This window comes from Stenotrophomonas sp. WED208, assembly GCF_040984485.1.
In the GTDB taxonomy this organism is placed as follows: Bacteria; Pseudomonadota; Gammaproteobacteria; order Xanthomonadales; family Xanthomonadaceae; genus Stenotrophomonas; species Stenotrophomonas riyadhensis.
Genome location: NZ_JAZARB010000001.1, coordinates 917,865 through 931,776 on the forward strand (window position 1 = coordinate 917,865; position 13,912 = coordinate 931,776).

General features: G+C 66.7%; 10 protein-coding genes. 8 read left to right on the plus strand and 2 right to left on the minus strand.

Translation table 11 applies throughout. From position 1 onward, the window contains the following. Positions 1-366: 366 nt before the first annotated feature. Positions 367-996 (minus strand): OmpW family protein, encoded by a 630-nt coding sequence (locus VPH47_RS04070; protein WP_110713419.1) that lies wholly within the window; start codon positions 994-996, stop codon positions 367-369. A 193-nt stretch (positions 997-1,189) separates the two neighbouring features. Between VPH47_RS04070 and gap the strand changes: the two genes are divergently transcribed. The 8 genes from gap to VPH47_RS04110 all read left to right on the plus strand — a co-directional run bounded on the left by gap (position 1,190) and on the right by VPH47_RS04110 (position 12,988). Continuing rightward, positions 1,190-2,194, plus strand: a complete 1,005-nt coding sequence (gene gap, locus VPH47_RS04075) for a type I glyceraldehyde-3-phosphate dehydrogenase (RefSeq protein ID WP_005414333.1) — start codon at positions 1,190-1,192, stop codon at positions 2,192-2,194. A gap of 125 nt (positions 2,195-2,319) precedes the next feature. After that, positions 2,320-4,989 carry a DUF2339 domain-containing protein gene (locus tag VPH47_RS04080; protein WP_368850180.1) on the plus strand — a complete coding sequence of 890 codons (2,670 nt, stop codon included), beginning with the start codon at positions 2,320-2,322 and terminating at the stop codon, positions 4,987-4,989. Next, positions 4,986-6,362, plus strand: a complete 1,377-nt coding sequence (locus tag VPH47_RS04085) for a DUF3999 domain-containing protein (RefSeq protein ID WP_180854245.1) — start codon at positions 4,986-4,988, stop codon at positions 6,360-6,362. The genes VPH47_RS04080 and VPH47_RS04085 overlap by 4 nt, the downstream gene beginning before the upstream one ends. Positions 6,363-7,042: 680 nt before the next feature. Next, the gene (locus tag VPH47_RS04090) at positions 7,043-8,218 is read left to right on the plus strand and encodes a phosphoglycerate kinase (protein WP_110713414.1); all 1,176 of its coding nucleotides are present in this window, start codon (positions 7,043-7,045) and stop codon (positions 8,216-8,218) included. Further along, on the plus strand, positions 8,215-8,868 hold the full coding sequence (locus tag VPH47_RS04095; RefSeq protein WP_368850181.1) for an HAD hydrolase-like protein: 654 nt from the start codon (positions 8,215-8,217) through the stop codon (positions 8,866-8,868). The genes VPH47_RS04090 and VPH47_RS04095 overlap by 4 nt, the downstream gene beginning before the upstream one ends. A 174-nt stretch (positions 8,869-9,042) precedes the next feature. Then, on the plus strand, positions 9,043-10,509 hold the full coding sequence (pyk, locus tag VPH47_RS04100; RefSeq protein ID WP_110713411.1) for a pyruvate kinase: 1,467 nt from the start codon (positions 9,043-9,045) through the stop codon (positions 10,507-10,509). A 196-nt stretch (positions 10,510-10,705) separates the two neighbouring features. Beyond that, entirely contained in the window at positions 10,706-11,710 is a 1,005-nt protein-coding gene (locus VPH47_RS04105) for a class I fructose-bisphosphate aldolase (RefSeq protein ID WP_010481439.1), read from the plus strand. A gap of 129 nt (positions 11,711-11,839) precedes the next feature. After that, the gene (locus VPH47_RS04110) at positions 11,840-12,988 is read left to right on the plus strand and encodes an ABC transporter substrate-binding protein (RefSeq protein WP_368850182.1); all 1,149 of its coding nucleotides are present in this window, start codon (positions 11,840-11,842) and stop codon (positions 12,986-12,988) included. Between the two features lie 91 nt (positions 12,989-13,079). On the opposite strand, the gene VPH47_RS04115 is transcribed toward VPH47_RS04110, so the two are convergent. After that, positions 13,080-13,679, minus strand: a complete 600-nt coding sequence (locus VPH47_RS04115; RefSeq protein WP_368850183.1) for an O-acetyl-ADP-ribose deacetylase — start codon at positions 13,677-13,679, stop codon at positions 13,080-13,082. Between the last annotated feature and the right edge of the window lie 233 nt (positions 13,680-13,912).

Consider the following 13,912-nt stretch of genomic DNA (forward strand, 5'->3'; position numbering starts at 1 on the left):
TGCAAACGTCAAAGGCAACATCAAAAGCAAATGCAGGATCAAAACCTGCCGCTCGCAACTGCAGACACCCACTACCCCTTGGAAGTACGCGGCTTGTCCTCGCCTTTGCTTGAGCTGGCGCGCGCAGATGGGAAGTGTGGAGAGGGTGGGGTGATCGGGACCGTTCGCCGCATGGATACGGCGATCGAGCCTACAGGGACGTATTTACGGCGTGTCCCGATCACCCCACCCTCTCCGCCCAATTCCAGATGCCGGTGCTTTTCGCGCAAACAAAAAAAGCCCCGGCAATCACCGGGGCAACATGCTGCGAGGGTTTTGCGTGTAGCGTGGGAGCGGGGGCGAAGCCCCCGCGCTCAACACACCGCTTTAGAACTTGAAGACGTACGAAGCGCCGTAGACCAGCGGATCGATGTTGACCGTGCCGATCTTCTCGCCGTTCAACTTCACCTTGCTGTCGATGTCGATCCAGCGCATGTCCACGCGCAGCGCGCCCTTCTCGCCGATCGCGAAGTCCACGCCCGCATGCGCGGCCAGGCCCCACGAATCCTGCAGCTTCAGGCGGCTGTCCTTCAGCGCACCGGTGGTGTCTTCGCTGAAGAAGGTCGTGTAGTTCACGCCCGCACCGATGAACGGCGACACCTTGCCCTTGCTGTTGAAGTGGTACTGCACGGTCACCACCGGCGGCAGCTGCTTGGTGCTGCCCACGCGGCCCAGGCCGTTGATGTTGATGTCGTGCTTGAACGGCAGCGCGGCCAGCACTTCGATGCCCAGGTTGTCGGCGATGAAGTACTCACCGGTGATGGTCGGCTTGACGTCGTTGTCGACGTCGACCTTCAGGGTGTGGTTGGCCAGCCAGCCGTTGTTCGACTTCGGCGCCACCTGGTGGATGCCGGCGGAGAGCGTCCAGTCGCCCTTGGACTGGGCCATGGCCGGGGCGGCGGCGAGGGACAGGGCGGCGGCCAGGCTGGCCACGATCAGGGGGGACATCTTGCGCATGGGGGTGTTCTCGTTGCTGGGTGGATGGCGACAGTCTCGGCCTCACGCCGCGCTAACGCTTTGATCCGGATCAAATCCTGTCCGCCAGCCCGCTGCGGGCCCCGGCCGGCCCACGGTGGCCAGCCCCGGTTTGCTAGACTTGTGGGCCCTATCCATCCCGCCGCACCCGTCGCGGCTGCAGGAGCTTGAGAACATGGCAATCAAGGTTGGTATCAACGGTTTCGGTCGCATCGGGCGTAACGTCCTGCGCTCGGCGGTGCTGAACTTCGGCGACGACATCGAAATCGTGGCCATCAACGATCTGCTGGAGCCGGACTATCTGGCTTACATGCTCAAGTACGACTCCGTGCACGGCCGTTTCAAGGCCGACGTGGCGGTGCAGGGCAACGACCTGCTGGTCAACGGCAAGAAGATCCGCCTGACCCAGGAACGCGACCCGGCCAACCTGAAGTGGGACGAAGTCGGCGCTGACGTGGTGCTGGAAGCCACCGGCCTGTTCCTGACCAAGGAAACCGCGCAGAAGCACATCGATGCCGGCGCCAAGAAGGTCATCATGTCGGCCCCGTCGAAGGACGACACGCCGATGTTCGTGTACGGCGTGAACGACAAGACCTACGCCGGCCAGGCGATCATCTCCAACGCATCGTGCACCACCAACTGCCTGGCGCCGCTGGCCAAGGTCATCAACGACAAGTGGGGCATCAAGCGCGGCCTGATGACCACCGTGCATGCGGCCACCGCCACCCAGAAGACCGTCGATGGCCCGTCCAACAAGGACTGGCGCGGCGGCCGTGGCATCCTGGAAAACATCATTCCGTCGTCCACCGGTGCGGCCAAGGCCGTCGGTGTGGTCATCCCGGAACTGAACAAGAAGCTGACCGGCATGAGCTTCCGCGTCCCGACCTCGGACGTGTCGGTGGTCGACCTGACCGTCGAGCTGGAGAAGGAAGCCACCTACGCCGAGATCTGCGCGGAAGTGAAGGCACAGAGCGAAGGCCCGCTGAAGGGCATCCTGGGCTACACCGAAGACAAGGTCGTGGCCACCGATTTCCGCGGCGAAACCTGCACCTCGGTGTTCGACGCCGACGCTGGCATCGCCCTGGACGGCACCTTCGTCAAGCTGGTGACCTGGTACGACAACGAGTGGGGCTACTCGAACAAGTGCCTGGAAATGGCCAAGGTCATCGCCGCCAAGTAAGGCCGGCGTAGATCGCAGACGGACCCCGGCCTGGCCGGGGTTCGTCGTTTATGGGGCCGGGCCTGTCGTAGCATGGGGCGGTCGACCGCTGCCGCTGGGGCGCGGGAACGCAATGGAAGCACGCAATGGAAGCACTGATAGCCCTGGTCGTACTGGTCCTGCTGGCCATCCCGCTGCTGCTGGTGGTGGCGCTGGTGATGATTGCCGGCCTGCGCCGCCGCGTCGCCGCGCTGGAAAGCGCCATGGCCGCCGCGCCTGCCGCTGCCAAGCCGGCGGCCGTCACGCCCGCGCCTGAACGGCCGATGGTCACGCCTGCGGCCAGTGCCGATCCACCGTTCCTGCGCCCGGTCGCTGCGGCTGCGCCGCAACCCCCACAACCGCCGGTGCGAGAGGCCCCGCCCACCGAGGCGCCTGCCCCCCGTCCTGCTGCGCCACCGCCGGTACCGCCGGCGCCGGTGCAGCCGCCGTTGCCGCCAGAACCGGTGCTGCCGAATTTCATCGAGCGCGGCGTCGGTGCGGTCAAGCGCTGGTTCACCGAGGGCAACGTGCCAGTCAAGATCGGCATGCTGGTGCTGCTGGCCGGTGTCGCCGCACTGCTGAAGTACGTCAGTGACCAGGGCTGGCTGGTGCTGCCGATCGAGCTGCGCCTGGCCGGCGTCACCGTCGGCGCACTCGGCCTGCTGGCGTTCGGCTGGCACCAGCGCGAGCGCAGGCGCCTGTTTGCGCTGGCCCTGCAGGGCGGCGCCATCGGGGTGCTGCTGCTGACGATCTTCGCGGCCTTCAAGCGCTTCGACCTGATTCCCCCGGGCTTCGCGTTCGTCAGCTCCATTGCACTGGTGGCCGGGCTGTGCGTGCTGGCGGTGGTGCAGAACTCGCGCACGCTGGCGGTGCTGGGCATCCTCGCCGGCTTCATGGCACCGCTGTGGCTGTCCACCGGCAGCGGCAACCACGTGGGCTTGTTCAGCTACTACGCGGTGCTCAACGCCGGCATCTTCGCCATTGCCTGGTTCCGACCGTGGCGCGCGCTGAACCTGCTGGGCTTCGCCTTCACCTTCGGTATCGGTACGTTCTGGGGCGTGCTGCAGTACGCGCCTGACAAGTTCAGCAGCACCGAGCCGTTCCTGCTGCTGTTCTTTGCCTTCTACCTGCTGATCCCGTTGCTGTATGCACGCCGGCAGCCCGCCGGGCGGCGTGACCTGATCGATGGCAGCCTGGTGTTCGGTACGCCTTTGGTCGCGTTCTCGTTGCAGGCGGGCATGCTGTACCAGCAGCCGATGACGCTGGCGCTGTGCGCGCTGGCCCTGGCGGCGATCTACGCGGTGCTGGCACGTGCGCTGATCGCGCGTGCGTCGTACACCGTGCTGGCACAGTCGCACGCGGTGCTGGCGGTGGGCTTCGCCACGCTGGCGGTGCCGCTGGCCTTGTCGGCGCGTGCCACCGGCGCGGTCTTTGCGCTGGAAGGCGCTGGCCTGGCCTGGTTGGGCCTGCGCCAGAAGCGCTGGCTGCCGCAGGTGTCCGGCGCGCTGCTGCAGATGGGCGCTGCGTTCGCCTTCGTGGCCGGTGGCGATCACTGGCATGAGGACCTGCGCTTCCTGATCAATCCGACCGCCATCGGGGCGCTGCTGCTGGCCCTGGCCGGCTTCGCGTCGGCCTGGAGTTACCAGCGCAGGTCACGCCACGAGATTGCCCTGGTCTACTACCTGTGGGGCCTGCTGTGGTGGCTGGGTGGCCTGGTGCATGAGATCACCCGTTTCTTCCCGTACCGCACCGAAGTGGATGCATTGCTGGTGCTGGCTGCCGTCACCGCATGGCTGGCCGCCGAAGTACAGCGGCGCCAGCCGGCGCGTGCGCTGGGGGTGACCGCACTGGCGATGCTGGCGCTGGGCTTCCCGCTGGCGCTGTTGCAGAGCGACGCACACCATCAGCCGTTCGCCGGCTACGGCGCGCTGGCCTGGGCGGTGTTCGCGGTGCTGGGCGTGCGCACGCTGCTGTGCCTGCGCCAGGGGGGCGACATCGTGGCGCGCATCGCGCAGTTCCTGTGGTGGCTGCTGTGGCCGTCGCTGCTTTCGCTGTTGGCCCTGTGGGGCGGTGGCGAGGCCGATCTGGCACAAGGCTGGACCACGCTGCTGGTGACCCTGCCGTGGCTGCTGATGGCGGCGCTGTCGCTGTGGCGCTGGAATGCGCTGCGCTGGCCGCTGGGTGCAGCGTTCGACCGCGTGCGTCAGCCGCTGCAGTGCGTGCTGTTCGGCCTGTTGTCGATCGGCTGGCTGTCCGGCCAGCTGCTGCCGGGCGATGCTGCGCCGCTGCTGTGGCTGCCGGTGCTGAATCCGGCGGAGCTCGGGCAGTGGCTGAGCCTGCTGCTGCTGGCGCGTTGGCTGTACAGCGATCAGGCGCCGCAGGCGCTGCTGGGTATCCGCATGCCGCTGTTGTCACTGGCAACCTTCGTCGCGCTGACCAGCGTTGTGCTGCATGGCGTGCATCAGTGGGGCGGCCTGTCGTGGAACGCGTCGATGATGCGCTTCAGCCTGGCGCAGACCAGCCTGACCGTGCTGTGGAGCGTGCTCGGCGTGATTGCCTGGGTGTGGGGATCGCGCCGTGGCCAGCGCGTGTTGTGGATGGTCGGTGCCGTGCTGATGGGCGTGGTGCTGGCCAAGCTGGTCATCGTCGATCGCCAGCACCTGGGCAACCTGCTGGGCATCGCATCGTTCATCGCCTACGGCCTGCTGTGCACGGTCGTGGGTTATCTGGCACCGGCACCGCCCAGCGCGGCGCCGTCCGTGGAGGAGAAGCAATGAGGAAGTGGAGCAGGGCGCTGCTGCCGGCGATGTTCGGCATGCTGGCCGCCGTCGTGGTGCAGGCCGCCGATTACCGCACGCAGTACGCCGAACAGTGGCCGCTGACGCTGTCCAGCGCACAGTCCGGTGCGTACAGGGTTGTTCTGGAGCCGGCGATCTATCGCCGTGCAGGTGCCGCCGATCTCGGCGATCTGCAGGTGTTCAATGCCGCTGGCCAGTCGTTGCCATCGGCGCTGCTGGCGCCGGACCAACCGCTGGCGCAGCCGCCGGTGCAGCGTGAACTGCCGTGGTTCGCGCTGCCGCCGTTGGCCGAGGCACAGCGCAATGATCTGCAGCTGCTGACCGAACGCGATACCGATGGCCGCGTACGCCGGGTCGAGGCGCGCGTGAGTGGTGGTGCGGTGGCGAATGGGCAGGGCGGTTGGCTGATCGATGCCAGCGTGCTCGGCCAGCAACCATTGGCGGCGCTGGTGCTGGATTGGGCCGACAGCGGACAGCCGCTGCAGGCGCAGGTGCAGCTGGATGCCAGCGACGATCTGCAGCACTGGCGTGCGGTCGGGCGTGACGTTCCGCTGGTGGATCTGCAGCGCGCTGGCAAGCGCCTGCTGCAGCGTCGCCTGCAGGTGAATGGCGAAGCACGTTACCTGCGTGTGCTGGCACAGGGCGATGCGCGCCTGCCGACGCTGCGCAGCGTGCTGGCCGAACTGCCGCCGGCACCGGCCACGCTGCCGTGGGAATGGCTGTCGCTGGAGCCGGTCTCGAAGGGCAAGGGCGAATACACCTTCGAACTCGACGGCCGTTTCCCGGTAGCACGCGCCGATGTGGCCAGCACCGACAACAGCCTGGTGCAGTGGACGTTGTTCAGCCGCGATGACGAGAGTGCCGAGTGGCAGCGCCGCAGTGCGCCGTGGATTGCGTACCAGCTGCAGCAGGGCACGCAGGGCCAGCGCCAGCAATCAGCGGCCCAGCCGCTGGGTAGCGTGCATCGTGACCGCTATTGGAAGCTGGTGGCGAACCCGGCGGAAACGGCGACCGCACCGACCCTGCGCTTGGGCTACCAGCCGGAAGTGCTGGTGTTCCTGAGCCAGGGGGCAGCGCCGTATGCACTGGCAGTGGGCAGTGCGACCGCGCGCCGCATGGAAGCGCCGATTGGTGTGCTGATCGAGGAACTGCGGCAGCGCAATGACCCGTCGTGGCAGCCGACGCTGGCGCGCCTGGAGGGCAGCCCGGAGCCGTTGGCCGGCGACGCGGCGCTGAAGCCGCAGCGCGATTGGAAGTCGTGGTTGCTGTGGGCGTTGCTGGGGCTGGGGGTGTTGGTTGTTGGCGGCCTGGCGGTCAGTCTGCTTCGGCAGAAGCCGGCGCCTTCGGCGTAGCTTTCGGCGAACGGCGCAGCCCCTCGTGGGTGGGTTGGTCGTGTAAAGCAAAAGCATGAAGCCGCGCTTGGCCGGGCGGGTGGGCTGGGCAGGGGACGCCGTGAATCCGTCCCTGGAGGCTTAGCCGCGCCATCCATGGCGCGGATACCCCTGCCCAGCCCACCCGCCCGGCCTCTGACAATTTCCGGGTGCGTCCACCCACGGAAGAAAAAAAGAAGAGCAAAAGCAAAAGCAGCTTGGCTGTGCGCTTCTTGTAGAGCCGAGCCCACGCTCGGCAGCTGTTCGCGAAGACGGCCATCGGGGTCAGATCCGTTTTCCGAAGGGAAACGGATCTGACCCCTTCTTTCTCCTTCCGACATCAGAAACCGCTCTTGCTTCCGCCTTTGCCGCCCGCGTCACCTCATGAACCTGTCGAGGCCGGGGTGGTGTGGGCTGGCAGGGGTGTCTGCGGCATGGATGCCGCGGCCAAGCCCCCAAGGACGGGTTTACGGCGTCCCCTGCCAGCCCACACCGCCCCGGCCCAGCCACAGCATCACAAGGCGCCAGCGCTTTGGCTCTCGCTGTTGCAGTTGCAGTTGCGCCTCTGCCTGCCGCAGGCATCGGCCCTCCCACCACCCGCACCCGATACAATGTCCGTCTGCCGTACCCCGGCATCCCGTCCCTGAGCCAAAGAGTTGCCCATGTCCATCGTCCGCATGACCGACCTCGACCTCTCCGGCAAGCGCGTGCTGATCCGCCAGGATCTGAACGTGCCGATCGAGAATGGCCGCATCACCTCCGAACAGCGCATCACGGCTTCGCTGCCGACGCTCAAGCGCGCGCTGGAGCAGGGCGCGGCGGTGATGGTCACCTCGCACCTGGGGCGCCCGAAGGAAGGTGTGTGGAGCGAAGCCGATTCGCTGGCGCCGGTCGCCCAGCGCCTGTCCGAGCTGCTCGGCCGCGAGGTTCCGCTGGTGCGCGACTGGGTCGACGGCGTCGACGTGCAGCCGGGCCAGCTGGTGCTGCTGGAAAACTGCCGCATGAACGTCGGCGAGGGCAAGGACGATGAAGCCCTGTCGAAGAAGTACGCCGCGCTGTGCGATGTGTTCGTGATGGATGCCTTCGGCACCGCACACCGTGCGCAGGCCTCCACCCATGGTGTCATCCGCTTCGCCCCGGTCGCTGCCGGTGGCCCGCTGCTGATGGCTGAACTGGATGCGCTGGCGCAGGCGCTGGATGCACCGGCCACGCCGCTGCTGGCCATCGTCGCCGGCAGCAAGGTCAGCACCAAGCTGGAACTGCTGGCCAACCTGGTCGGCAAGGTCGATCAGCTGATCGTCGGTGGTGGCATCGCCAACACCTTCATCGCTGCCGCCGGCTACAACGTCGGCAAGTCGCTGTACGAGCCGGACCTGCTGGACACCGCGAAGAAGATCGTGGCCGATGCCAAGGCGCGCGGCGCCGACATCCCGCTGCCGGTAGACGTGGTCACCGCCAAGCAGTTCATGCCGGATGCGGTCGCCGAGGTGAAGGCGGTCGACGCCGTTGCCGAAGACGATCTGATCCTGGACATCGGCCCGCAGACCGCAGCGCAGTACGCGCAGCTGATCGAGAAGGCTGGCACCGTGGTCTGGAACGGCCCGGTCGGTGTGTTCGAGTTCGAAGCCTTCAGCAAGGGCACCGAAGCGCTGGCCCGCGCCATCGCCAGCTCCAAGGCGTTCTCCATCGCCGGTGGCGGTGACACGCTGGCGGCGGTCGACAAGTTCGACATCGCCAAGCAGGTCAGCTACATCTCCACCGGCGGCGGTGCGTTCCTGGAATTCCTGGAAGGCAAGACCCTGCCGGCGGTGGCCGCACTCGACGCGCGCGGCGCATGAGTGCCGAGCGCAGCAAGGATGTCCTGTTCTTCGACCTCGATGGCACGCTGATCGATTCGCAGGTGGGCATCACCGCCTGCATCGCCTACGCGCTGCAGAAGATGGACCATCCGGTGCCGCCGCAGGAGACGCTGCTGGGCTGGATCGGCCCGTCGCTGCGCACCACCTTCGCGCCGCTGTTCGTCGAACCGGCGCGGGTGGAACAGGCGGTGGGCTACTACCGTGAACGCTTCGACGCCGAGGGCTGGCGCGAGCACACGGTGTACCCGCAGGTGGAAGACACCCTGCGCACGCTGCATGGGCGTGGCCACCGCCTGGCGGTGGTCACCGCCAAGAACGAGCCGCATGCGCGCCGCATCCTGGCCCACCTGCCGTTCGGCGGACTGTTCGAGGAAATCGTCGGTTCGACCCTGGACGGCTCGCGCAGCCACAAGCCGGAACTGGTGGGCGAGGCATTGCGCCGCCTTCAAGTGCAGCCGGCGCAGTGCTGGATGATCGGCGATCGCCGCATGGACATCGAAGGCGCACGCCACCACGGCCTGCGCAGTGTCGGTGTGCTGTGGGGCTTTGGCGGTGAGGCCGAGCTCATCGAAGCCGGTGCCGGGCAGCTGGCGCACGCGCCGTCGCAGTTGGAAACGCTGCTGGCCTAGTCCCCTGCAGAGCCGAGCCCATGCTCGGCTCTGCAGAACTCCCTGCGCCAGCGTATGTCCGGACGATGTCCGTTCCATGACCCGCGAAGTCAGGCAGCGCAAGGCTGTAACCGTATACATGCGGCGTGAAGGATGTGCTAATTTCCGTTCTTTATCGGGAGAGGCCCATTCACCATGTTCGAGCGTCAGCGTCGCACCAAGATCCTTGCCACCCTCGGTCCGGCCACTGATCCGCCGGGCGTGCTGGAGGATCTGTTCCGCGCCGGCGTCAACGTGGTGCGCCTGAACTTCAGCCACGGCGATCCCTCCGGCCAGGCCAAGCGCGCCGCCGAAGTGCGCGCCGCCGCCGCCCGCGTCGGCGTGGAAGTCGGCATCCTGGCTGACCTGCCGGGCCCGAAGATCCGCATCGAGCGCTTCGCTGAAGGCAAGGTGCAGCTGAAGGCGGGCAACCGCTTCGACCTGATCGCCAGCACCAACGCCGGCCCCGGCGATGCGACCCAGGTGGGCGTGAGCTACCTCGGCCTGCCTCAGGACGTGGGTCCGGGCGATGTGCTGCTGCTCGACGACGGCCTGATGCAGCTGCAGGTGGTGGAGGTGCAGGGCGAACGCATCATCAACACCGTGCTCAACGACGGTGTGCTGTCCGACCGCAAGGGCCTGAACAAGCAAGGCGGCGGCCTGTCGCTGGGCGCGCTGACCGAGCGTGACAAGGAGCTGATCGGCATTGTCGCCAAGATCGGTGTCGACTTCATCGCCGTGTCGTTCTGCCGCAATGCGCAGGACATGAACGACGCGCGTGAGATCGCCCGCTCGCACGGCTGCGATGCCGCGCTGGTGTCGAAGATCGAGCGTACCGAGGCGATCGAGAACCTGGAAGAAATCGTCGAGGCCAGCGACGTGGTGATGGTGGCCCGTGGCGACCTCGGCGTGGAGATCGGCGATGCCGAACTGCCGGGCCTGCAGAAGAAGATCATCAAGGCCTCGCTGGCACAGAACAAGGTGGTGATCACTGCCACACAGATGCTGCAGTCGATGGTCGAAAGCCCGATCCCGACCCGTGCCGAAGTGCTGGACGTGGCCAACTCGGTCATCGATGGCACGGACGCGGTGATGCTGTCGGCCGAGACCGCTGCCGGTGCGTGGCCGGTCAAGGCTGTGGAAGCAATGGCGCGCATCTGCCTGGGGGCCGAGCGCCAGTTCCAGACCGAGACCGACTTCAACGCCTCGCCGCGCAACCTCGAGCGTGCTGACCAGGCCATCGCCATGGCCACCATGTTCCTGTCGCAGCACGTGGGCGTGCGCGCAATCGTGGCCATGACCGAATCCGGTGGTACCGCCCGCTATCTGTCGCGTTTCCGCGCCAAGGCACCGGTGTTCGCGGTGACCCGCCACGACGGCGCACGTCGCCAGATGGCGCTGATGCGCGATGTCTACCCGATCAACTTCGACAGCCGTGGCCTGACCCCGCGCGAAGCCGCACGCGGCAGCATCCGCCTGCTGGTGGAAGCCGAACTGCTGCAGGCCGGTGACCGCGTGGTGTTTACCAGCGGCGAGCACATGGAAACCCTGGGCGCAACCAACACCCTGCGCTTGCTGGAAGTGGGCGACGACGGCCGCGCGATCGGCCTGGGCGATCTGTAAACCCAGTCGGCCCCGGGTCGGAGCCGCGGCGCGGGTCCGACCCAGGGTCAGATTCCCGAAGGGGCTCTGACCCCACGCCGCAGGACATCCCTTGTCCGGTGCGGACATTGGAATCGTTTCCAGACTGGCCTCCACGTCGGGGCAACGGGCAGCGGGGCTATACTTACGTTTTTCCCGCACCCGCCACAGGAAGTACATGAGCATCGAACAGCTGGCTGAAACCGCCCAGGCCATGGTTGCCCCGGGCAAGGGCATCATCGCGATCGACGAATCCACCGCTACCATCGCCAAGCGTTTCGCTGGCGTCGGCATCGAGAACACCGAGGAGAACCGTCGCGCCTACCGCGAGCTGCTGCTGACCACGCCGAAGCTCAACGAGCACATTTCCGGCGCCATCCTGTTTGACGAAACCATCCGTCAGTCGACCAAGGACGGCGTGCCGTTCGCCAAGTACATGGCCGACCACGGCATGATTCCGGGCATCAAGGTGGACAAGGGTGCGCACCCGCTGGCCGGCTGCCCGGGCGAGCTGGTGACCGAAGGCCTGGACGGCCTGCGCGAGCGCCTGCAGGAGTACTACAAGCTGGGTGCGCGCTTCGCCAAGTGGCGTGCGGTGATCAACATCGGCGAAAGCATTCCGTCGGGCACCTGCATCGAGTCCAACGCCCATGCGCTGGCCCGCTATGCCGCCCTGTGCCAGGAATGTGGCCTGGTGCCGATGGTCGAGCCGGAAGTGATCATGGACGGCGACCACGACATCGAGACCTGCTACGAAGTCACCGAAGCCACCCTGCGTTCGCTGTTCGACGCGCTCTACCAGCAGAACGTGCTGCTGGAAGGCACGATCCTGAAGGCCTCGATGGTCATCTCCGGCAAGGGCTGCGATGAGCAGGCCGACGTCGAGGAAGTGGCCGAATCGACCGTGATGTGCCTGAAGAGCACCGTGCCGGCGATCCTGCCGGGCGTGGTGTTCCTGTCCGGTGGCCAGAGCGATGAGCAGTCCACCGAGCACCTGAACGCGATGAACCAGCTGGGCAACCTGCCGTGGCCGCTGAGCTTCTCCTACGGCCGCGCCATGCAGCAGGCCGCGCTGAAGCTGTGGGCCAAGGACATGAAGGGCAACTACGCCGCTGCCCAGAAGACCGTGTACGAGCGTGCCAAGGACAACGGCCTGGCTGCGCTGGGCAAGTGGAACGGTTGATCCGTCCCATCGCTGGATGAACAAGGCAGCGCCGGCATCACGCCGGCGTTTGCTTTTGCGGGTATCTTTTCCGCCCCCGCGTGCCCGGCCGGTACGTGGGAACCACATGGAAGGCCAAGGAGAAACAACATGCGTTTGGCAGCAATCACACTGGCCGTAGCCACGGTCCTGGTCGCCGGCGGGTGCAACCGCATCGGTGGCGGCGGCGCAGAGGCAGGCAAGGCCGCGTCGCTCGATTTCGACAAGCCGGTGTCCGGCGAGATCACCTCGCGCAGCGGCATCAACTTCAATGACGGCAGCCACCACCAGCTCTACCAGATCAAGCTGGAAGACAAGCAGCTGGTTGGGCTGAAGCTGACCGGATCGCTGAGTGGCTCGATCGCGGTATTCAGCAACGGCAGCCTGGTGGCCAGCAGCAACACCGGTTACGAGCGCGAAGGCGACGTCTCGCTGGCCTTCCGTGCCAACGGTGGCGGCACCTACCAGGTGGCGGTCAACGCCAATGGCTCGACCGATTACGGCCCGTACCGCCTGCGCGCCGAGAAGCTGGTGCCGTACGACGGCAAGCCGTTGGCGGGCAGTGGCGAGATCGTCGACATGCTGGCCGGCGGTTCGCAGGACTACACCCTGCAGGTGGACAAGGCAGGCCTGTATGAGATCCGCCTGGTCTCGGATGTCTTCGATCCGGTGCTGAAGCTGTCGGGCCAGGGGGTTGATGCGGAGAATGACGATGGTGGCGACAGCACCAACTCGCGCCTGACCCTGTCGCTGAAGCCGGGCAAGTACACCCTGACCGCGCGCGGCCTGGGCGACGGCGTCAGTGGCATGTTCACTCTGTCGGCCACCCGCATCGAACTGCCGGGCAACCTGGTCGAGCGCGATGGCAGCGCCCTGCCGAAGTCGGGCAGCGTGTACACCATGCTCGACAATGATGGCCGCCGCCGCTTCCTGCTGTCCCTGGACCGCCCGGCCGATGTACGCCTGGATGCGATCTCCAGCCAGGTCGATACCGTGCTGCGCGTGGTGGGCGGCGATGTCGAGCTGGCCGACGATGATGGTGGCAACGGCACCAACGCGCGCCTGGAAGAGACGCTGCCGGCCGGTCACTACACCGTGGACGTGTCCGGCCTGAACAATGGCGCGGGCCTGGTGGAAGTGCGCGTGCAGGTGGAGGGTGCCAGCGCCGATGGTGCTGCGGCCTCGGCTGCACGTGCTGCGGCCGACGCTGCGGCGGCGGTGGCTGATGATGCTGTTGCGGTGGAAGCCGCCAGCCGTTGAGCGTGATCCACGCATGCGTGGATGAAAACAACGGTGTGATGCAGAAGGCCGGGCAATGCCCGGCCTTTTCTCTTGCCTGCAGCGCTGCGGATCAATGCGCTGCAGCGAGGCCTGCATCGCCCAGCGGCGGCAACATTGAAGTGCGCGGTTCACTGTCCGTGTTCTGGCCGGCGGCAGCCAGCGCCTGCTGGTACGCCTTGGCCGTGGCCGTATTGAATGCCACCAGCACGATGCGCATCGGCTGCGCGTGGCTGCGCTGCCAGGCCAGCGTTTCCGTCACCGCGATCTGCGCGGCCTGGTACAGCGGATAGCCATACACGCCGCAGCTGATCGCCGGGAACGCGATCGACTGCACGCCCAGTGATTCGGCCAGCTGCAGCGATTTCCAGTAACAGTTGGCCAGCAGCGCCGGTTCGTCGCGCTGGCCGTCATGCCAGACCGGGCCCACCGTGTGCAGTACGTGGCGCGCTGGCAACGCATGGGCGCCGGTGGCGCGCACTTCGCCGGTCGGGCAACGCACGCCCGGACGCAGCTCCGGCAACTGCTCGCACTCGGCCAGCAATGCGGGGCCGGCTGCGCGATGGATCGCGCCGTCGACACCACCGCCACCGAGCAGTGTTTCATTGGCCGCGTTGACGATCGCATCCACCGCCAGGGTCGTGATGTCGCCCTGCCAAACCTCGATCTTCATGCGTCCGTCTCCTGCCTGTGAGGTGATCCGCGCAGCATCTGCGCCGGCTGTTCCCACGGTAGGGGACAGGGCATCGATATTGCGTCATGACCGTCTCACGCGCTGCGATCCGACGGCCTTCACGCACGATGGCGGGCGGCGCCTTCACGCAGGCTGAAGCAGAAGGGGGTCAGATCCTTTTCCGCGCGAAAAGGCTCTGACCCCCGAGTTCCATGGTGAGCTGGCAGGGTCAG

Bases quoted from the DNA above. Each gene is read 5' to 3' on its own strand.
- VPH47_RS04070 (WP_110713419.1), bottom strand. From the start codon at position 996: ATGCGCAAGATGTCCCCCCTGATCGTGGCCAGCCTGGCCGCCGCCCTG.
- gap (WP_005414333.1), top strand. From the start codon at position 1,190: ATGGCAATCAAGGTTGGTATCAACGGTTTCGGTCGCATCGGGCGTAAC.
- VPH47_RS04080 (WP_368850180.1), top strand. From the start codon at position 2,320: ATGGAAGCACTGATAGCCCTGGTCGTACTGGTCCTGCTGGCCATCCCG.
- VPH47_RS04085 (WP_180854245.1), top strand. From the start codon at position 4,986: ATGAGGAAGTGGAGCAGGGCGCTGCTGCCGGCGATGTTCGGCATGCTG.
- VPH47_RS04090 (WP_110713414.1), top strand. From the start codon at position 7,043: ATGTCCATCGTCCGCATGACCGACCTCGACCTCTCCGGCAAGCGCGTG.
- VPH47_RS04095 (WP_368850181.1), top strand. From the start codon at position 8,215: ATGAGTGCCGAGCGCAGCAAGGATGTCCTGTTCTTCGACCTCGATGGC.
- pyk (WP_110713411.1), top strand. From the start codon at position 9,043: ATGTTCGAGCGTCAGCGTCGCACCAAGATCCTTGCCACCCTCGGTCCG.
- VPH47_RS04105 (WP_010481439.1), top strand. From the start codon at position 10,706: ATGAGCATCGAACAGCTGGCTGAAACCGCCCAGGCCATGGTTGCCCCG.
- VPH47_RS04110 (WP_368850182.1), top strand. From the start codon at position 11,840: ATGCGTTTGGCAGCAATCACACTGGCCGTAGCCACGGTCCTGGTCGCC.
- VPH47_RS04115 (WP_368850183.1), bottom strand. From the start codon at position 13,679: ATGAAGATCGAGGTTTGGCAGGGCGACATCACGACCCTGGCGGTGGAT.